The following is a 20,092-nucleotide window of genomic DNA, read 5'->3' as shown; positions in this document are numbered from 1 at the left end:
CAATGACTGCCTTCGTGGCGGGCTCCCGAGGGGCGGGCGGCTAGGCGCCCGCCCCCGCGAACAGCGTCAGGCCTTCTCGACGTCGGCCCACTCAACCTGGTTGAGCAGGTTGATCTTGACGTTCTTGACCTTGGTCGAGTATCCCGAGTTGTTACGGTAGAAGTACACAGGGATGTACGGAAGGTCCTTGATGAGGATGTCGTCCGCCTGCTGGTAGAACTTCAGCCCCTCCTCGGGAGTCGCCGCCTGGTCGCCCTTGGCGACCGTCTCGTCGAACTCCTTGTTGGAGTAGCCCGCGTAGTTCGAACCGGTCTTGATGGCGCCGGTCGAGAAGATCGGCGTCAGGTAGTTCTCGGCGGACGGGTAGTCGATCGCCCAGCCCATCCGGAACATGCCCTTGTATTCCTTCTTGTCGAGGGCGTCAAGGATGCTCGCGAACTTCTCGAACGGCTTGACCGTCACCTCGACGCCGAGGTTGGCGCGGAGGTTGTTGGCCGCGGCCTCGATCCACTCCTTGTGCCCACCGTCGGCGTTGTAGCCGAGCTCCAGCTTCGCCGGACCATTGGCGGCCTTGTACTGCTCCTTGGCCTTGGTCGGGTTGTACTGGCAGGCCTGGCAGGCGCCCTGGCGGTAGCCGTCGATGGCCGGGTTGATGAAGTCGTCAGCCGGCGAACGGGTGCCGGAGAAGACCGTCTCGGCGATGGTCTTCCTGTCGATGGCCATCGAGATGGCCTCGCGCATCTTGACGTCCTTGTACTCGTCGTTGTACTTCAGCGGGAAGCCGATGTACCCGACGCCGGCGTCAGGCTGGTCCTGGTAGCGGTCGCCGAGCGCCGTCTTGGCGCTGGAGATCGCCGAGGCGGGCAGCGAGTCGTGGATGTCGACGTTGTCGGCCTGCAGGTCGTTGTAGGCCGTCTCAGAGCTGTTGTAGAGCTTGAACTGAAGCTTGGTCCAGCCACTCGGCTTCTTGGCCGGGTACTTGTCGTAGACCGACAGGTCGATGGACTGGTCGGTGCCCTTCTTGTAGGGCTTGTCGAGCTTGAACAGGCCCTGGCCGATCGGCTTCTCGCCGTACTCCGCCGTCACCTTGCCGTCGGCGCCGAAGGCGGCCTTGGGCAGCGGGTAGAACGCGGTGTAGCCCAGCATGGTCTTGAACTGGGAGAACGGCGCGGTGAGCGTGACCTGCAGCGTCGAGTCGTCGACCGCCTTGAGGCCCTTCATCTCCTTGGTGGTGACCTGCTTGCCCTCGCCAGGGTTGAGGTCGGCGTAACCCTCGACGCGGCCGAAGAAGTAACCGGCGCCCTGGGCGTTGTCCTGGTTGGCCGCGTAGTTCCACGCGTCGACGTAGTTCTGCGCGACGACCGGCTGGCCGTCCTGCCACGTGTAAGGCTTGAGCTTGATCGTCCACACCTTGTTGTCGGTGCTCTCGATCGACTCGGCCGCCGCCAGGACGACCTGCTTGTTCTCGTCGTAGTTGACGAGCGGCTCGAAGACCGCGGCGAGGACTTCAGCGCCCTCGGACTCCGTGGTGTTCGACGGGACCAGCAGGTTCTGCGGCTCGCCCAGTTCCATGCGGACCGGCGTGTCGCCGCCTCCGCTCGACGCGGGGTTGCCGGTCGTGGATCCGCCGCCGCCACACGCGGCAACCGCGAGGGCTAGCAGCGCGGTACCGGCGACGATCTGTGCGCCCTTAGTAACACGCATGGTAAAAAGATTCCTCCCTCAAACAGGTGGGCGTAAGCGCTGAGCTGCGATGATCGTGAGCAGCCTGACGGGGGTGCCTTGTCGTCCCCCGGGTTTGGCTGACCTGGTCAAACCAGCCGACGCCCTGCCAGTCGATCGCGACTATCCCTTACTACTTGCCACCAGGGAGTCTCTGGTGCGTTGCAGTTCGGTCACACGTGCGCTTATCCAACGTCACAGTCATTTCTCGCATAGAGCACCAAACCCACCGAAGAACCTCTAAAGCGGACACTACGGGACGTGAACAGCTGATGAAAAATACCCCCTTGGCGCCACTAGTCGCGCCCTAGCCGCCATCCCGCGTGTCGCTGAGCTACGGTTGAGCGAGTCTTGGCATGCCCTGGTACCAGCCTTGGAACCGGTCAACGCGGGACACCGTCCAACAGTCTGTCGCGAACCGTCGCGGCAGACACCTCAACGAGCCGGATCCAATAGAGTCCTTGCCATGAGCCAGCCGGAATCCGCTGTAGCGGACGCCCAGGCGGGCGGCCGAAGCGGGGAGCCGCTGGCCAAGCTCGCCGAGAGATACGGGCTTCGCCGTGCCATCGCACGGCCGAGGTTTCCTGTCTACGTGCGCCAGCTGTGGGAGCGGCGACACTTCATCCTGACGTACGCGACTTCGCGCAACGTCTCGAAGTACTCCAACTCGGCTCTGGGCCAGCTGTGGCAGGTCCTGACGCCGCTGCTGAACGCCGCGATCTACTTCCTGATGTTCGGCCTGATCCTCGGCGGCAGCAAGAACATCGACAACTACCCCGCCTTCCTGCTGACCGGGATGTTCGTCTTCACCTACACGCAGCGGACGGTGACCGCCGGGGCCAAGTCGATCTCGGGCAACCTGTCGCTGATCCGGGCGCTCCACTTCCCCAGGGCCTCTCTGCCGCTGGCTTACACGATCCAAGAGCTCCAGCAACTCGCCATCTCCATGGGCGTGCTCCTGGTGCTCGTGGTGGTCACCGGCGAGTGGCCCACGTGGTTCTGGTTGATGATCCCGGTCGTGCTGCTGTTGCAGACGCTATTCAACATCGGCGCCGGCCTGGTGATCGCCCGGCTCGGCTCCTCCATGCGCGACCTCAACCAACTGCTGCCGTTCATCACCCGCACCTGGCTCTACGCCTCGGGTGTCTTCTTCTCGATCCAGGACAAGGTCGTCGGCGCCGCACACCTACCTCAGTGGGTGGCCAACGTGATGTACCTCAACCCCGCGGCCTCCTACATCGAGTGGATGCGCGACATCCTCATCAAGACCTACCATCCGGAGAATGGGCACAACCCCCCGATGATGGTGTTCGTGTCTTGCGTATTCTGGGCAGTGTTCGCACTCGGCTTCGGCTTTTGGTACTTCTGGCGAGCTGAGGAGAGGTACGGGCGTGGCTGAACTGACCAAGGAGCTGTCACAGGTGAAGGGCCAGGAGCCCGCCGTCCCCGGCGAGGTCGTCCCCAAGGCGGACGCCCCCAACAAGGACGTCAGGGTGCACCCCAACCCGGCCCCCGCCGGCAAGCGGCCCCTGGACGTCCCCACGGGCACGCCCACGGTCATCGTCGACGATCTCCACATCGTCTACCGGGTCTACGGCGCGGCCAGCGACAACGAGAAGGGCAACGCGGTCAACGCCCTCACGCGGCTGGTCAAGCGCCAGGGCCGTCCGCAGATGAGAGAGGTGCACGCCGTCAAGGGCGTGTCCTTCGTCTCCTATCACGGCGACGCGATCGGCGTCGTCGGCCGCAACGGCTCGGGCAAGTCCACGCTGCTGCGCGCCATCGCCGGCCTCCTGCCGCCGCACGCGGGCGCCGTCTACACCGACGGTCAGCCGTCGCTGCTCGGCGTCAACGCGGCGCTCATGCGCGAGCTCACGGGCGAGCGCAACATCGTGCTCGGCTGCTACGCCATGGGCATGACCCCGAGCGAGGTCAGGGAGAAATACCAGGAGATCGTCGACTTCTCCGGCATCGATGAGTTCGTCCAGCTGCCGATGTCGACCTACTCCTCCGGCATGGGCGCCCGGCTGCGCTTCGCCATCTCCTCGGCCAAGACGCACGACGTGCTGCTGATCGACGAGGCCCTGGCCACCGGCGACCGCGAGTTCCGCAAGAAGAGCGAGGAACGCATCAAGCAGATCCGCGAGTCGGCCGGCACGGTCTTTCTCGTGGCCCACGACCTCAGGGTCATCGAGGAGACCTGCAACCGGGTCATCTGGCTGCACAAGGGCAAGATCAAGATGGACGGCGACCCCAAGGAAGTCCTCGCCGCCTACAACAAGGGCTGATCCCCACCGCTCACCAAGGCTGATCGCCGCGGGCGCCGCTGTCAGGCGTCCGCGGCTCTGTCATGCGCGCGACTCGCGGGGCAAATAACTGACACCGTGGCCGGTGTTCCGATATCATTCGAACGTTGTTTCGATACGAGGACGCCGATGGAGTGGGAGCGCGCGATGGGAGAGCTAGCGGCCGCGATCGACCATCTGGCCGTCGAGGACGTGGCAGACGTTCCCCGGGCCCAACTGACCGAGCAACTCATCGACCTCCACTGGCAGATGGCCAGACTGCAGGCCCAGATAGCCCGCCGCACCGGCGTCCGCCTCCTGTAGAGGCACCTGTAGCGGACATGAAGATGCCGCCGGCCCCGGGGATCCGGGACCGGCGGCGGGCGCGACTCACACGGCGCCACAGCCCTGCAGTGTGACGCGGTGCGCGAGCGCCCCATGCCAGGGCGCGTCCGCCCGGGCCGGCCAGCAGACCGCCCGCTCTTCGCGGGCGGCTCATGACCTATGCGCGACGGCCGTAACGAACACCCCGGCACCGTTGGGGCTCGCCGACCGGCCACGCCGGTTCTGTGGCGGTGCGTCCCCCGTTTCAGGGGACGCACCGACCCTCGATCATGCCTCCTGCCGGACAGGCCGTCTCATCGCCGTCGTGGCCCGTTCCCGAGCGCACGCACCTATGACACTCGCGGACGTCCACCACGACCCGAACGGCCGGCATCCGAAGGCACCTCGGTCCGATCGCCATCACGCCACGATCAGCCTTGGTCAGATCGCCATCACACCGCGATCAGCCGTGCGGGAGAAGCCCGAGACAGCGTCCGTCGTCGCCTCAGCGGTGCCCGCGAGCGGGGTCACCGTGTCGCTGAGGCTCCCGGCGGCCTTCGTCCCGTAGGTCGAGACCGCGCGGGACGCGCCCTCGACGAGCGGGGCGATCTCGTCGGTGGACGCGACCGGCTCGGCCAGGCGCGCGGCACCGGGCACGTCGCCCATGCGCGCGTGCTCGCCCGTACGCCGGTCGTTGAGCCGGTCCTCGAACCGGTTCTCGAGCCGGTGCTTCAGCCGGTCCTCCAACCTGCCCTCGAGCCGGTCCCTGCGCCTACCCGCATGTCCATCCGCCTGGTCGCTCGCGTGGGCGTCCGCCTGGTCGCTCGCGTGGGCGTCCGCGTGGCCGCCTGTGCGGGTGCTCGCGTGCGCGTGCGCGTCCGCGCCCCAGCCCCTACGCCCGTCCGCACGCGTGTCCGCGCCCCAGCCCCAACGCCCGTCCCTACGGCCGTCCTTGCGCCCGTCCGCTCGCCAGCCTCCGTGCCCATCCATGGGCCCGCCCTTGGGCCCATCCGCGCGCCCGTCCATGGGCCCGTTCATGCGCCCGTCCATGGGGCCACCCTCAGGCCCGTTCATGGGTCCGCCCTTGGGCCCGTTCATGGGGCCGTTCATGGGGCCGCCCTTGGGCCCGTTGACGGGGCCATTCATGGGGCCGCCTCTGGGGCCATCCGCGTGCCGGCCCGTGCGCTTGCTCGGCGGTGGACTCATCAGGCGGCCGCCGAGGTACGGCGAGACCTCCGCGGCGCCCTCGGCGGCGGCGCTCCGCTGGGGAATGGCCCGCGGAGCGACCCCCTCAGTGGCGGCGCTCCGCTGGAGAATGGCTCGCGGAGCGACCCCCTCAGTGGCGGCACCCCGCTCAGGGGTGCCTCGCGGAGCGGACACCTCAGTGCCGAGCACCCCACCGAGCTTGGCCCCGGCGGACAGCCCCTCCAGATCGTCCAGGTCGTTCAGGGTGTTCAGGCCGTTCACACCGCCCAGACGCTGAATCGGGTCCCCGCCCCCCGGCAGGCTCCCGACCGCTGAGTAGCGGGTCTCGGCTTGGGCGGCCGGCGCGAACGACGCCGCCGCCAGCGCCAATCCCGCGACAGCGACCGCCGTCTTGATAATACGTTTCATGATTTGCCTTCCCGGCTCGTGATCGAGCGCCCTCGAATAAAGCTGAGATGCGTCTCGATAACCCCCGAATGCCGTGGCGTACACGCTATGGGCACCACACGAAGCGCGCCGTCCCGGCTGAGCTACTGACGCAGTTGTATCACCGCGACGGACCGGGCGCAGGCCGCGGAAAGTCCACGTCACACGGGCTTCGGCGGCCAGGAGGCGATCATGGAAAGGGCATCGAGTCGGGAGACAAATCGGGAAATAGCCGGGGTGTATGTCCGATATTCCGTTGACGTCACCCGCATTCAGAAGAGGCACCCCGACGGCCCGTCGACAACGGTCGGGAAAACAATTGCCACGGGCCGGGGGCTCAATCTTTCCGCTTGCGGGGCACGCGCTTGACCGCTCAGGCCGGCACGAGCATGTCCTCCACGGAGACCTCGAACGGGAAGCGATCGGCGAAGGCCGGGCGCAGGTCCGTCAGCCACACCGCTGACGGGTCGTATTCGGCGAAGAACGGCCGACCGACCAGAGAGGGGTCGCGGGCCTGGATCAGGTGGAGCACGAACACCCGCCGGCCGGCGATCTCCGTCACGCCGTCGACGCACACCTTCCCGGGGGTGGCCGACATGGAAGGCCCCCGGACGGTCCGGCAGAGCCCTGAGACCTTGGAGTAGGCCTCTCTGAAGATCTCGTACGCCCGGGCGAGCGGAACCGCGAAGTAGTCCTGCGGGCCGGTGTCGCGCTCGACGAACATGTAGTACGGGATCATCCCCATGCTGTGCTGCCGCCGCCACATGTCCGACCATATGGCGGGATCGTCGTTGATCGAGCGGATCAGCGGCGCCTGGGTCCTGATCGTCGCCCCGCTGCCGAGGATCCGCTTGACCGCGGACTCGACCAGCGGCGACTCCAGTTCGCGCGGGTGGGTGAAGTGGGCCATGAACGCCAGATTCTTTCCCCCGGCCACGACCTGCTCGAACAGTTCGAGCGTGGCGTCGGCGTCGGGGTCGGACACGAACCGCTGCGGCCAGTAGGCCAGCGCCTTGGTGCCGATTCGGATCGACTCCAGCTGCTCCAGGCCGATCAGCGGCTCGATATATCGCCTGATCACCGGCTCACCCATGATCATGGCGTCGCCGCCGGTGATCAGCACGCTGGTGACCGAGGGGTTCTGGCGGATGTAGGAGACCATCTGGTCGATGTCGTCGGAGGCGAACTTCAGGTCCGCGTCGCCGACGAACTGCGCCCACCGGAAGCAGTAGGTGCAGTAGGCATGACAGGTCTGCCCCTGCTTGGGGAAGATGAGCACGGTCTCGGGGTACTTGTGCTGCAACCCCGGCACCGGCTCCGCGCCGATCCGGGGGACGTTGAGCTCTTTCTGCCCGGCGGGGTGCGGGTTGAGCTGCGCGCGCACCCGGTTGGCCTCGGCTTGGATCTCGACGTTGGGCGCCTCGGCCTTCAGCAGGTCGGCCAGCCTCGCGACGTCCGTGGCCGGAAGCATGTCCTCCTGGGGAAAGACGAGACGGTATATGGGATCGTCGGGCGCTGCCGACCAATCGATGAGCTCGTCCACAACGTAGGCGTTCGTCCGGAAGGGCAGCACGGTGGCGACGGCGCGCACCCTCAGCCGCTGCTCATCGTCGAGCCCCGCACGTCGCAGGAGCTCGTCGAGGTGCTTGGACGTGTACGCCCGGAAGCGGCGCGTGCCCGCCTGGTTCAAGATCACTAAGCCTTTCCCATCTTTTTTGTTCGATCCGCTGTAAACCTCTGGCGCCTGTCATGCGTCTACGGTTCTTATACCCGGACGCTATGCACGGCGTCCCTGGTTCCATTGGTCTCCAAGTTTTCGCTGAGGTTTGACTACTCGCGACATATCGCGACAGCGCATAGACTGAAACTGTGACCTCTGATCCCGTTATGCGCGCCTCTGACGCTGATCGCGACCGCGTGGCCGCTGTGCTCGGTGAGGCCCTCGCCACCGGAAGGCTCACCAGCCTCGAACACGCGGACCGCCTCGACGCCGCCTATACGGCCAAGACCGTCGGAGAGTTGGCCCCCATCACCTCTGACCTGCCCGATGTGTCGGCGCCAAACATGGTGACCCTCGGCATCGAGCAGCAGACGATCGACTCGAAGTTCAGCAAGGTGATCAGGAAGGGCCGCTGGGTAGCCTCCCGCCACACCAGGTTGTCGGCGAGGTTCGGCGCGCTGATCATCGACCTGACGGACGCCGTGCTGCCCGGCCGGGAGATCACCCTCGAGGCCGATGCCCGCTTCAGCAAGCTGATCGTGCTCGTGCCCGACAACGCCCAGGTGGTCGACGAGGGCGGCTCCATGTTCGGCAAGCGCAACGTGAGCGGCGGCACGCGCGAGGACGGTCCCCTCATCCGGGTCACGGGCCGGTCGATGTTCTCCAAGGTCATCGTGTCGCGCGAGGTCTCCGACTGGAACCTGCGCAGCGTCGGCTGACCCGGCCACCCGCCGATCGGCCCGGCGCACCCCCTGCCTACGATGCGGACGGGGGACGACCGCAGCGCGACCGCGTTCCGGCCACACCACAGGAACGCTCCGCGAGCCGTACGAGGTGACCTTTTGTCCGACACCAGGCCGATCGCGCTCGACGCCATGGGCGGCGACCACGCACCGCACGAGATCGTGGCGGGGGCCGTGCACGCCGTGCGCGAGCGCGGGCTGGCGGTGGTGCTCGTCGGCTCCCCCAAGGTGCTCTACGAGGCGCTCGCCGACCACGACGCGACCAAGGAGATCCCCATCGTGCGGGCCGAGGAGGCCCTGGCAATGGACGAGGGCGCGCTGGCCAGCCTGCGCCGCCCCCGCTCCAGCATCGCGATCGCCTGCCATCTCGTACGGCGTGGCGACGCGTCGGCGGTGGTGTCCGCGGGCTCGACCGCCGGGATCGTGGCCACGGGCCGGCTCAGGCTCAAGGCCCAGCAGGGGGTGCTCCGACCGGCCATCGCCGTCGCGCTGCCCACGCTGCCGAAGCCCACGCTGCTCCTCGACGCGGGTGCGAACGCCGAGGTCAAGCCGGAGATGCTTGTGCAGTTCGGGCATCTGGGGTCCGTCTACGCCGAGCTGGCGTACGAGATCTCCAAGCCCAGGGTCGGCCTGCTCACGATCGGCAGCGAGGCCGAGAAGGGTACCAAGATCGTCAAGCGGGCCCACGAGCTGCTGCAAGGCTCCCCCGGCCTCGACTTCATCGGCAACGTCGAGGGCCACGACCTGCTGAACGGCATCGCCGACGTGATCGCCACCGACGGCTTCACCGGCAACGTCGCGCTGAAGACCATGGAAGGGGCGGTCCGCTACGCGTTCGGCGAGCTCCGGCGGACCATCGACGACAACAGGATGGCCAGGCTGGGGGCGTTCCTGCAGCGGTCACGCCTGCGCGAGCTGCGCAGCCGCCTCGACGCCGAGGCCCATGGCGGGGCCGTGCTGCTCGGGCTGAACGGGACCGTGGTGATCGCGCACGGCTCGTCCAGAGCGGCCGGCATCAGCGCCGCCTGCCGGCTCGCCGCCGACCTGTCGGCGCAGGGCGTCGTGGCGCGCATCGGCGACAGAATCGCGGCCGCACACCGCCCGCATCGCCTGAGAACCCCATAGTCTGTGGCAGATCCACAAATCTGGGGGTTGTGTGGACGGCTTAACCTCAGCACAGGTCTCGGGGGCGAAGACCAACCATGTGCCGCGCCGGTCGAGCAGGTCGCTCGGCGCGATCATCAGGGCGAATGTCTTCACCCTGTTCAACCTGGTCATCGGCGTGCTCTGGGCGTTGGTCCTGATCTTCGGTGCGTGGCAGGACGGGCTGTTCGGGCTGGTCATCGTAGCCAACGCGCTGATCGGCATCGTGCAGGAGCTCCGGGCCAAGCGCACACTCGACAAGCTCGCGGTGATCAACGAGGCACCGGTCACGGTCCGCCGTGACGGCCGCGACCAGGAGATCCCGCCTCGCCAGGTGGTGCTCGGCGACCTGATCCTGCTCGGGCCCGGCGATCGCCTGCTGGTGGACGGCGAGGTCGTCGCGTCCGACGGACTGGAGATCGACGAATCGCTCCTGACCGGCGAGGCCGACCCGGTGCACAAGCTGCCGGGCGACGATGTGCTGTCGGGCAGCTTCGCCGTCGCGGGCTCGGGCGCGTTCGTCGCGACCAAGGTCGGCACCGACGCCTACGCCGTACGACTGGCGGAGGAGGCGAGCCGGTTCCACCTCGCGCGCTCGGAGCTGCGTGACGGCGTCACGAACTTCATCAAGTACATCACCTGGCTCGTCATCCCGATCGGCTCGCTGCTGATCTACAGCCAGCTGCGCAGCTCGGCCGACTTCGGCACCGCCATCACCGGCGCGGTCGCCGGCATCGTCACCATGATCCCCGAGGGCCTGGTGCTGATGACCTCGATCGCCTTCGCGGTCGGCGTCGTACGGCTCGGCCGCCGCAGCTGCCTGGTCCAGGAGCTGCCCGCGATCGAGGGCCTGGCCCGGGTGGACGTGCTCTGCCTCGACAAGACCGGGACACTCACCGCGGGCGGCATGGACCTCGGCGAGGTAATCCCCCTGAGCGACGGCCTGAGCGAAGGCCGGCCGATCCACGACGCGCTCGCCGCACTGGCCAACGTGGACCACCGGCCCAATGCCACGGCCAAGGCCATCCAGGCCCGCTACCCCTCGGCGGCCGACGGGTGGACGGCCGTCGACGTGGTCCCGTTCTCCTCGGCGCGCAAGTGGAGCGGCGCCGACTTCGGCCCCCACGGGGTGTGGCTGCTCGGCGCCCCCGATGTCCTGCTCGACGCCACCGCCGACGGCTACGAGCGGGCCGCCGAGCTGGCCTCGACCGGCACCCGCGTGCTGGCGCTGTGCCGTACGGACAGCTTGGACGGCTTGGACGGCTTGGCGTCCGCCGACGGTACGGCGGAGGCCGTAGCGCTCGTCACGCTCAAGCAGCGCATCAGACCCGACGCACACGAGACCCTGCGGTACTTCGCCAAGCAGGGCGTCACGGTCAAGGTGATCTCCGGCGACAATCCTGACGCCGTCGCCGCGATCGCCACCGGCCTGGAGATTCCGGACGGCCATCGCGCGATCGACGCCCGTACCCTGCCGGCGGACGACCCGGCCAAGCTGGCCGAGCTGCTGGAGACCCACACCGTGTTCGGCCGCGTCACCCCTCAGCAGAAGCGCGCCTTCGTCGGCGCGCTCCAGTCGCGCGGCCACACCGTGGCGATGACCGGCGACGGCGTCAACGACGTGCTCGCGCTGAAGGACGCCGACCTGGGCATCGCGATGGGCGCGGGCAGTCCCGCCACCAAGGCCGTCGCCCAGGTGGTGCTGCTCGACGACAAGTTCTCCACGCTGCCGCACGTGGTGGGCGAAGGCCGCCGGGTGCTGGCCAACATCGAGCGCGTCTCGAACCTGTTCCTCACCAAGACGTTCTACGCGATCGCCCTCTCGCTGCTCACGGGGGTCCTCGGGCTGATGTTCCCGTTCGCGCCGCGCCATTCCACGCTGGTGAACGCGCTGACCATCGGCATCCCGGCGTTCGTCCTGGCGCTCGCGCCGACGCTCGAACGCGCCAAGCCCGGGTTCGTGCCCCGGGTGCTGCGCTTCGCCGTACCCGCCGGGCTGCTCTGCGCGGGCGCGGTGTTCCTGGCGTTCTGGGCCGCGCACAGCGACACCTCCACCCTGAACGAGGACCGTACGTCGGCGACGATCGCGCTCTTCCTCACCACCTGGTGGGTGCTCATCCTGATCACCAAGCCGCTCACCCTGGGGCGGATCGCCATGATCGGCGCCATGGCCGGGCTGTTCGCGCTGGCCCTCGCGATCCCCTTCATCCGGCATTTCTTCGCCCTCGAACCCGGCGATCTCAGCAACGATCTGACCGCCGTCGGCATCTCCGTGGTGGCCGCCGTAGGCATCAGCGCGGCGGTCAAGGTCGCCGGTACCCTTAGACCATGACCGACCCGCAGACAGTGCTCACCGAGCGCGTCCAGCAAGCGCTGGCGCACGCGTTCGGCTCCGAGTACGCCGACGCAGATCCGCTGATCCGGCCCTCCCAGTTCGCCGACTTCCAGGCGAACGTCGCGATGAGCCTGGCCAAGCGACTGCGACGCGCGCCGCGGGAGGTCGCCGAGGCCATCGCGGCGGAGCTGTCCGACTTCCCCGGCACGGTCGAGGTCAGCGGTCCCGGCTTTCTCAACATCGCGCTCGACGACTCGTGGATCGAGTCCGAGGCGACCACGATGCTCGACGACCCGCGCACGGGCGTCGGCTTCGCCACGCCGCCGCAGACCGTGGTGATCGACTACTCCGCGCCCAACGCGGCCAAGGAGATGCACGTCGGTCACCTGCGCACCACGATCGTGGGCGACTCGCTGGCCCGCCTGCACGAGCATCTCGGCAACACCGTCGTCAGGCAGAACCACCTCGGCGACTGGGGCACGCCGTTCGGCATGCTCATCGAGCATCTGCTCGACATCGGCGAGGAGGCCGCGGTCGCGCAGCTCGAAGCCGGCATGGGCACCGAGTTCTACCAGGCGGCCAGGGTCCAGTTCGACGGCGGCGAGGAGTTCAAGGTCCGCTCGCGTAAGCGGGTGACCATGCTCCAGTCGGGCGACCCGGAGACCCTGCGGCTCTGGCACGTCTTCATGGACGCCACGATCCGCTACTTCAACAAGGTCTACAGCATGCTCGGCGTCACGCTCACCGACGCCGACATCGCCGGCGAGAGCATGTACAACCCGATGCTCGAGAAGACCTGCCAGGACCTGGAGGCCGCCGGGGTCGCCGTACTGAGCGAGGGCGCGCTGTGCGTCTTCCCGCCCGGCTTCACCGGCTCCGACGACAAGCCGCTGCCGCTGATCATCAGGAAGAGCGACGGCGGCTACGGCTACGCCTCCACCGACATGGCGGCGATCCGCTACCGGGTCGAGGACCTCAAGTCCGACCGCATGCTCTACGTGGTGGGCGCCGACCAGGCGCTGCACTTCCGCATGGTGTTCGCGGCGGCCAAGCTGGCCGGCTGGCTGCCCGACACGGCCTCGGCCGAGCACGTCCAGATCGGCATGATGCTGGGCAAGGACGGACGCCGGTTCAAGACCCGGTCCGGCGAGTCGATCAAGCTGACGGACCTGCTGCAGGAGGCGGTCGACCGGGCCGCGGCGGCCATCGCCGACCGTGGCTACGACGAGACCGCGCGAGCCGAGATCGCGCACGCCGTGGGCATGGGCGCCGTGAAGTACGCCGACCTGTCGATCAGCCACGACAGCGAATACGTCTTCGACTACGACCGCATGCTCGGATTCAACGGCAACACCGGCCCCTACATGCAGTACGCGACGGCCCGAATCCGGTCCATCTTCCGCAAGGCGGGAGTGGCACCGGCCGACGCGACCGGCGACATCGTGCTCGGCCAGCCCGCCGAACGCGCCCTGGCCCTCCACCTGCTGGGTTTCGGCGCGCTGGTGGAGCAGGTCGCGGCCCTGTCGGAGCCGCACCGGCTCTGCGCCTTCCTGTTCGAGACCGCCAGCCTCTTCAGTACGTTCTACGAGGAGTGCCCGGTGGCCAAGGACGGGGTCGACGCCGAGACGAAGGCGCGTCGGCTCGCTCTCTGCGCGCTGACCCTGCGGGTCCTGGAAACGGGGCTCGATCTGCTCGGCGTGCCGGTGCCCGAGCGCATGTAGCACGTGCGGGCGCGCCTCCACCTGGACGGCGCGCCCCCCGGCTAGGCTTTACGCGGTCATGAACTGAGGCCACTATGGGGGAGTTCTCTGCCTTGAGCACGGACCTGACTGCCGACCCCCAAGCAGCAACCGAGCTGCACCGATATGCCGAGGCGCTGCTGTCTCACCTGGCCGCCAACGGCGCCGCGCCCCCGGCCCCGCCCGACTTTCCCGACAAACCTGGCTACTGGCTGCCACCCGCCGTCGAAGCGCTGGTGGCGATCCTCGCCGGTGACGACCCGCTGGCGCCGCTGAGCAAGGCGGCCGGGCGCGATCAGCAGCAGACCGCGCTCTTCCTGGCTCTCGCCCTGGCCGTCGCGGGTCACGGCAGCCGCATCCACGCCTCCTGGCTCGGCACCGCCTTCGGCGACCTGTCACTCGACCAGCCGGTCACCCACGGTCAGCGCGCGCTGTGGCTGGCTGCGGCCCGGGGAGCCTACGGTCCCGCCGGGAAGATCTTCGTACTCCGCAAGCTCGACGCGGTGGCCGTACCCGAGCACGCGGACGCGGTGCAGTGGACACAGGCGCTCCTCCCCGGTGAGCCGTCGGTGGTCGTGCCCCCTTCGCTGCTCGACTTCCCGGAGATGGCGGAGATCCCCGAACTCGCCACGCCCGTCCAGGCCGCCGCGCGGCTCGCCCGGCTGCGTGCCCGGTGCGCGGAGATCACCTCGGCGCGGCAGGCCGAGCACGACTCCTCCACCCCGCTGACCAACAGCTCCGGCAGCCCCGCCGCGGCATGGGAGGAGGACGAGCCGCTGGCCGTACTCCGCTCACTCATCGGGCTCGGCGGCCCCGCGGGACCGATGGCCTCGCTGAGCTCGCACCTCCTCGACGACCTGCGCCCCGGCGCCGACCCGCATCTGGCGGCGCTCGCCCTGCACGTGGCGGGCCCGATCCTGCGCGGCGTCGCGGAGGAGCTCGAGTCCGAAAGCCGGCTCACGCCGCCCGCCACGGTGACCGTGTCGCTGCTCGGCCACCACATCGAGCTACACCCTGAGGGGCCGGACGACGCCTCGCTCGCGGCGGCCGAACGCGAGATCGTGGCCCAGGGGACGATGCGGCGACGGCCGCCATGGGCGGCCGTCGCGCTGATCGTGGCGGGGGTCGGTCTTCTCCTCGGCGCCCTGCTGGCCGATGGGCTGGAGGTGCCCGTGCTCGCCGCACCGGGGGTGGCACTGCTCGGCCTGGCGGGCTGGCAACTCTGGCGGCGCCGCAAGGCCGTTGAATCGGACGCCCGTTACGTGGCCGCGCAGATCGCCGAGCTCAAGGAGCTGGCCGACGGCGCGGTGTGGGCGCTGCATGGATACGCGCGTGAGGCGGTCACGCGAGCGGAACAGGCCGCGGACGACTCGGCCGAGCTCACCCGGCTGATCCGTCGCGGCCCGCGCGCGGCCTAGGAGCTCTCGATCTCCACGTGGGCCGGCGCGAGCAGGAACACGCGGTCGGCGATGCGCTCGATCCGACCCTCACAGCCATAGGCCAGACCGGCCGCGAAGTCGACCATCCGGGTCGCCTCCGGCATCGGCATGCCCGTCACGTCCATGATCACCGTCTGGCCATCACGGAAGTGCTGCCCGATCATCGGCGCGTCGTTGTACTTGAGCGGCTGAACCATCACGATTCGTGACGAGTCGGCGGTCGAACGCCAGCGCCTCGCCGCCCGCTCCGTCGCCGGCATGTACTCCTCTTCGTACTGCTCGTCGTCGTAGCCGTCGTCGTAGTGGTCTATCCCGCCCAGGCCAAGGTAGCTCACCACCTTGCGCACTGCCCCCATCGGCTTGTCCTTTCCTCAGGAACTCACCTCAATCGGCACGTCCCACCATTGGACGTTAACCGACGGCGAGAAGTTCGCCGTGCGACACGCCCACAACTAATTCCATTTTGTACGGCTAGCGGCCAGGTATCACCTGGATATCTCTCCCCCGATAGCCTCGATACATGCGCGTGTTCACTGTAGATGCCTTCACCGACACTTCTTTCCGGGGCAATCCGGCCGCGGTGTGCCTGCTGGAGTCCCCCTCTCCCGAGTCATGGATGCAGGCAGTGGCCACGGAAATGAACCTGTCGGAGACCGCCTTCCTGCTCGGCGATTCGCTACGCTGGTTCACCCCGGCGGTCGAGGTCTCCCTCTGCGGCCATGCCACGCTGGCCACCGCACATGTGCTCTATTCCACAGGTGCGGCCGGCGGTCAGCTCGAATTCAGTACGGCCAGCGGAACACTCACCGTGAATCGCATGGCCAACGGCATGATCACGATGGATTTCCCGGCGAAGGAAGTGTCGCCGACAGCCGTTCCCGACGGGTTGGAAAATGCACTTGGAGCTGCACCGGTGCAGGTCGGGAGGAGCAATCTCGACCTGGTGGTGGAGCTGGAATCGGAGGCGACGATACGTTCACTCGCACCCGACATCGCGGCACTGGCCACCGTCGAGGCCCGCGGCGTGATCGTCACGGCGCGGGGTTCGTCGACCGACTTCGTGTCCCGCTTCTTCGCCCCGAACGTGGGGGTGCCGGAGGACCCGGTGACGGGATCGGCACACTGCGCACTGGCTCCTTACTGGGGGCAGCGGCTGGGGCGGGACACCATGGTGGGCGCGCAACTGTCTGCTCGGGGCGGGCTGGTGCACGTGCGGTTGGACGGCGATCGCGTACATCTGGCGGGGCGAGCGGTCACGGTGCTGTCGGGGGAGCTACACGTCTGACGGGATGAGCGGACGCCGCACGTTTTGACGCGGCCCGCACGTGTGATGGGACATCCGACTAGACGGGCCTGCACGTCCGCCCCGGCAGTCCGACCATCGGCATGGGCCCGCACGCTTGACGCGGCCCGCACTTTTCTGTGCAGCCCCGCCGCCATGTGACCTGCCGGAGCCCGTATCGCGGACTTCGGAAGGCGGCTGTGACGGCGTCCGTACCGGGCGAACCTCAGCCGACGGCGCCGTGCCGACGGCGGTGCAGCTCCCGCACCTGGGCGGCAAGCTCCGGCACCGGCCCCTCCACCACAGCGTCAGGAACGACCTGCTGGATCGGCAGCGTCCGCACCGGCGGCGCCGGCACACCCAAGTCGGCCAGCCACCCGGCAAGCTGCTCCGACGAACTCGCGTACACGATGCGCCCCAACCCGACCCAGCCGTGCGCGGCCGCACACATCGGGCAGTGCTCCCCAGAGGTGTAGACGGTCGCGGCCGCCCTTTCGTCAATCGTCATATGCGCGGCTGCCCACCGAGCCAGCTCGAACTCCGGATGCCGGGTGTGGTCGCCGGCGGCCACGCGGTTGTGATCCTCGGCGAGCACGATTCCGTCAGCGGATACGAGCACGGACCCGAACGGCTCGTCTCCCACCTCCAGCGCCTCCGTCGCCAACTCCACGCATCGACGCAGGTGCCGCAGGTCGGCTTCAGTCGTCACAGTGCCTCTCCCAGAGTTCGGATCTTCGAGTTCCATGCTAGGGCGTCGGGGTGCGACGCCTCTCGGCGCACCGGGCCAGGACGGCGCGGGTCACCGGCCTGAGCGCACTACAAAACTTCTCCGGCGCATGTCACCGCCAGCGCGAACTGCTCAGGCCCGCGAAACCACCGCGATCTCGATGTCACCCGCCTCGATCCGAAGCCCGCCGACGCCGCGAGCCACACAGACCCGGGCCCACTGGCCGTTGCCGGTTCTCTTTCTGTGTCGGGCCTGGGCGGGCGCCGGCCGACGATGAGTCGGTGTTGTGGGTGGTGATCGATGAGAACCTCGGGCTGCACGTCGAGGCGTGCGCGTACCTGGCGGGGCCGCGCGCTGCGGCCCGAGCGTTCAACACCGAGAAGCCCTACGCCGGTCGGAATGCCCTGTTCTTGTCCTACCTACTGCCTGGGTCACAGCGCACAAGGTCGGCAAGACCGTCACCACGCCTGCTGTCCGAGGAAACGCGCCTGGGGCCGCCGCCTACATCCGGAAGCACCAATCAGTCATACGCCGGCGAGAGCGCCCAGCTCGCGAGCAGCTGCACCGCCGCCTCGGTGGCGCTGCCCGCGACCGGCACGAGCACGATCAGCCGCTGCCGGGAGTCCCCGACAGGGACAAAATGCTCGTAGGAGAAGGTCACGGTGCCCAGGGCGGGGTGCCTGAAGCTTTTCACCCCATGCGTGCGCATGCTGACGTCACCGCCACCCCATAACGCGCGAAACATCACACTCTTCTCACGCAGCTCGCGGATCAGGCCGGCCAGCTCGGCATCCTTCGGATACCTCCCGGATGTGACCCGTAACTGCCCGGCGGTCTCGGCGGCGACCTGATCCCACTCCACGTACAGGTCCTTGCCGTCCGGGCTCAAGAACAGCCGCCGGGCCAGATTGGCACGACCCCCCTCGAACCTGAACAGGCGCGCGGCCACGGCGTTGGCCACCAGGACGTCGAACCGGTCGTTGATCACCATGGCGGGCGCGCGGATCAAGTCCAGCATGCCCACCAGTTCCGGCCGGGCGACGTCGGCGGCGGGTGCCGCGCGCCGCCGCTCCCGTACGGGACCGGCCAGGGTACGCAGGTGCGCGCGCTCCACGTCGTCGAGGCGCAACGCGGCGCCGAGGGCATCGAGGACCTCGGGTGACGGATGCGCGGCTCGCCCCTGCTCCAGCCGCTGGTAGTACTCGGCGCTGATCCCGGCGAGCTGCGCGACCTCCTCGCGGCGCAGCCCCGCCACCCGGCGCCGCCCCAGTCCCCTGATCCCGACGCTCTCCGGTGTGACCCGCTCCCTGCGCGACCGCAGGAAGCCCGCCAGCTCATGTCGTTCCCCCACGAAGCCCAGTATGTCGGCTACCTCCGCCGCGAAGGGTGGCCCTGCCAGTACCCGGAACCACCGAGCCTGGGCCACCCCCGAAGCCCCGGGCAGGCTTTCACCCATCAGACGGGAAGAAGGAGAACCCCACGATGTGCCACGACCTCGACAGCAGTCCCCCGGCCGCCCCCGCCGTCACCGGTGGGGTGGCCGAGCACGGGCCGCTGGAAATCGGCGTCGCCGACGGCAACCGATTCCTGGCATACCGAGCGGCCGCGGAAGTCCCCAACGGCAACAACGTGCTGCTGATGCCCGACGTACGGGGTTTCCACCCGTTCTACGCCCGCCTGGCCCATCGGTTCGCCGAGGCCGGCTTCCACACCCAGGTGATGGACTACTACGGCCGCAGCGCCGGCATCGCCCCTCGGGACGAGGCGTTCGACAGGTACGCCCACATGGCCCTGCTCGAACCGCAACACGTCGAGCTCGACGCCTCCACCGCCGCGGAGACGATCCGCGGCTGGCGCCCCGGCCCGCTATTCAGCGTCGGTTTCTGCCTCGGCGGCGGCTACTCATGGCGGCTGGCCTCGGCCGGGCTCGGCCTGGCCGGAGCCGTCGGCTTCTACGGGCCACCACGTTTCGTCGGCGACCGCGCGGGCCACCCGTCCGCACCACTGCTCATGCTGCTGGCGGGCGACGACGTGGCCACCACCCCGGAGGAGTACGCGACACTGACCGGCGAGTTCGACCGGGCCGGCACGCCGTACGAGAAGCACGTGTACGCCGGCGCCCCGCACTCGTTCTTCGACGACTCCTACGAGCAATGGCAAGACGCCTGCACCGACGCCTGGCACCGCATCCTCGCCTTCACCTCCCACCACGGCGTCACCCAGTGAACGAGCGCTACGAACGCAGCCTCGCGCGGCAGGCAGGCAGAGCTCGGCGAAATTCGTGTCCTACGGAAATTCACCGCGCCCGCATCGGACGGCTTGTGGTGCGGCGATGCGACCGCGATCGACACCGATCGATGCCCACGTTCCTTCAGGCCACTCCATGTAAAGCTCGGGAACACAGAAAAGGCCCCACGCGGCAAAGCGTGAGACCCAATACAACGCAGGAAAGGGCCTCACGGGCCAAGCCGTCCCCTCCCACCTTGGCCTTCCGCCCAGCAGGCCGCCCCGCGCCTCGCGGGGCTGCACCCAACAAGGCCAGGAAACGCAAGAAAGGGCCCCACGCGCCAAAGCGTGAGACCCATACACCGTACAACGCAGAAAAAAAGGGGGGCCGCACACGCCAAGGCGTGCAACCCCCCGTAACGCAGAAAGGGCCCCACACGTCACGCGTGGAGCCCCTTTCCCGCTATCAAAGATTGTCCGGCGGTGACCTACTCTCCCACACCCTCCCGAGTGCAGTACCATCGGCGCTGGGAAGCTTAACTTCCGGGTTCGGAATGTAACCGGGTGTTTCCTTCCCGCCATAACCGCCGTAACCCTATGAAACTGTCAAACACACAACCAACCAAGCGTGTTTGTTGTTTCAGAATCGCATAGTGGACGCGAGCAAGAAAGCTTTGTGGTCAAGTCCTCGGCCTATTAGTACCGGTCAGCTCCACACGTTACCGTGCTTCCACCTCCGGCCTATCAACCCGGTCGTCTACCGGGAGCCTTACCC

At 68.2% G+C, this 20,092-nt stretch carries 16 protein-coding genes and 2 rRNA genes; 10 read left to right on the top strand and 8 right to left on the bottom strand.

The window, feature by feature from the left end; all coding sequences use genetic code 11:
- Positions 1-66: 66 nt before the first annotated feature.
- Positions 67-1,704, bottom strand: coding sequence for a peptide ABC transporter substrate-binding protein (locus LDL49_RS52725; RefSeq protein ID WP_225302517.1), 1,638 nt, complete (start codon positions 1,702-1,704; stop codon positions 67-69).
- A gap of 484 nt (positions 1,705-2,188) precedes the next feature.
- Here LDL49_RS52725 and LDL49_RS52720 point away from each other — a divergent pair, with 484 nt between their 5' ends.
- From LDL49_RS52720 to LDL49_RS52710, 3 genes are all read left to right on the top strand, one after another.
- Complete coding sequence (locus LDL49_RS52720; RefSeq protein WP_225302516.1) at positions 2,189-3,121, top strand: ABC transporter permease; 933 nt, start codon at positions 2,189-2,191, stop codon at positions 3,119-3,121.
- Entirely contained in the window at positions 3,114-4,010 is an 897-nt protein-coding gene (locus tag LDL49_RS52715; RefSeq protein ID WP_225302515.1) for an ABC transporter ATP-binding protein, read from the top strand. The genes LDL49_RS52720 and LDL49_RS52715 overlap by 8 nt, the downstream gene beginning before the upstream one ends.
- A gap of 165 nt (positions 4,011-4,175) precedes the next feature.
- Positions 4,176-4,331 carry a hypothetical protein gene (locus LDL49_RS52710; protein ID WP_225302514.1) on the top strand — a complete coding sequence of 52 codons (156 nt, stop codon included), beginning with the start codon at positions 4,176-4,178 and terminating at the stop codon, positions 4,329-4,331.
- 441 nt (positions 4,332-4,772) lie between these two features.
- On the opposite strand, the gene LDL49_RS52705 is transcribed toward LDL49_RS52710, so the two are convergent.
- The gene (locus LDL49_RS52705) at positions 4,773-5,945 is read right to left on the bottom strand and encodes a hypothetical protein (protein ID WP_225302513.1); all 1,173 of its coding nucleotides are present in this window, start codon (positions 5,943-5,945) and stop codon (positions 4,773-4,775) included.
- Between the two features lie 391 nt (positions 5,946-6,336).
- Positions 6,337-7,659 (bottom strand): KamA family radical SAM protein, encoded by a 1,323-nt coding sequence (locus LDL49_RS52700; protein ID WP_225302512.1) that lies wholly within the window; start codon positions 7,657-7,659, stop codon positions 6,337-6,339.
- Positions 7,660-7,850: 191 nt separating this feature from the next.
- Here LDL49_RS52700 and LDL49_RS52695 point away from each other — a divergent pair, with 191 nt between their 5' ends.
- From LDL49_RS52695 to LDL49_RS52675, 5 genes are all read left to right on the top strand, one after another.
- Entirely contained in the window at positions 7,851-8,402 is a 552-nt protein-coding gene (locus tag LDL49_RS52695; protein ID WP_225302511.1) for a DUF1707 domain-containing protein, read from the top strand.
- A gap of 123 nt (positions 8,403-8,525) precedes the next feature.
- Positions 8,526-9,551, top strand: coding sequence for a phosphate acyltransferase PlsX (gene plsX, locus LDL49_RS52690; RefSeq protein WP_225302510.1), 1,026 nt, complete (start codon positions 8,526-8,528; stop codon positions 9,549-9,551).
- A 31-nt stretch (positions 9,552-9,582) separates the two neighbouring features.
- Positions 9,583-11,901 carry an HAD-IC family P-type ATPase gene (locus LDL49_RS52685; RefSeq protein WP_225302509.1) on the top strand — a complete coding sequence of 773 codons (2,319 nt, stop codon included), beginning with the start codon at positions 9,583-9,585 and terminating at the stop codon, positions 11,899-11,901.
- A complete protein-coding gene (gene argS, locus LDL49_RS52680) occupies positions 11,898-13,625 on the top strand; it encodes an arginine--tRNA ligase (protein WP_225302508.1) in 1,728 nt (575 codons plus the stop codon). The genes LDL49_RS52685 and argS overlap by 4 nt, the downstream gene beginning before the upstream one ends.
- Positions 13,626-13,717: 92 nt before the next feature.
- A complete protein-coding gene (locus LDL49_RS52675; RefSeq protein WP_225302507.1) occupies positions 13,718-15,061 on the top strand; it encodes a hypothetical protein in 1,344 nt (447 codons plus the stop codon).
- Here LDL49_RS52675 and LDL49_RS52670 read toward each other — a convergent pair.
- Positions 15,058-15,438 (bottom strand): cell division protein SepF, encoded by a 381-nt coding sequence (locus LDL49_RS52670; RefSeq protein ID WP_225302506.1) that lies wholly within the window; start codon positions 15,436-15,438, stop codon positions 15,058-15,060. The two genes, LDL49_RS52675 and LDL49_RS52670, sit on opposite strands and share 4 nt — an antisense overlap.
- A 164-nt stretch (positions 15,439-15,602) precedes the next feature.
- Between LDL49_RS52670 and LDL49_RS52665 the strand changes: the two genes are divergently transcribed.
- Positions 15,603-16,367 carry a PhzF family phenazine biosynthesis protein gene (locus LDL49_RS52665; RefSeq protein WP_225302505.1) on the top strand — a complete coding sequence of 255 codons (765 nt, stop codon included), beginning with the start codon at positions 15,603-15,605 and terminating at the stop codon, positions 16,365-16,367.
- Between the two features lie 223 nt (positions 16,368-16,590).
- Here the strand turns inward: LDL49_RS52665 and LDL49_RS52660 are convergent, their stop codons facing one another.
- Both LDL49_RS52660 and LDL49_RS52655 read right to left on the bottom strand, forming a co-directional pair.
- The gene (locus tag LDL49_RS52660) at positions 16,591-17,073 is read right to left on the bottom strand and encodes a nucleoside deaminase (protein WP_225302504.1); all 483 of its coding nucleotides are present in this window, start codon (positions 17,071-17,073) and stop codon (positions 16,591-16,593) included.
- A gap of 538 nt (positions 17,074-17,611) precedes the next feature.
- Entirely contained in the window at positions 17,612-18,442 is an 831-nt protein-coding gene (locus LDL49_RS52655; protein ID WP_225302503.1) for a helix-turn-helix transcriptional regulator, read from the bottom strand.
- 131 nt (positions 18,443-18,573) lie between these two features.
- Here LDL49_RS52655 and LDL49_RS52650 point away from each other — a divergent pair, with 131 nt between their 5' ends.
- Positions 18,574-19,317, top strand: a complete 744-nt coding sequence (locus LDL49_RS52650) for a dienelactone hydrolase family protein (protein ID WP_225302502.1) — start codon at positions 18,574-18,576, stop codon at positions 19,315-19,317.
- Between the two features lie 475 nt (positions 19,318-19,792).
- Here LDL49_RS52650 and rrf read toward each other — a convergent pair.
- Together rrf and LDL49_RS52640 are read right to left on the bottom strand one after the other, a co-directional pair.
- Positions 19,793-19,909, bottom strand: a 5S ribosomal RNA gene (gene rrf / locus LDL49_RS52645).
- A gap of 84 nt (positions 19,910-19,993) precedes the next feature.
- Positions 19,994-20,092, bottom strand: a 23S ribosomal RNA gene (locus LDL49_RS52640); the annotation flags it as partial.

Source organism: Nonomuraea aurantiaca (genome assembly GCF_020215705.1).
GTDB classification, from domain to species: Bacteria; Actinomycetota; Actinomycetes; order Streptosporangiales; family Streptosporangiaceae; genus Nonomuraea; species Nonomuraea aurantiaca.
The sequence above is the reverse complement of the archived record's forward strand: the minus strand, read 5'-3'. Positions and strand labels throughout refer to the sequence as shown.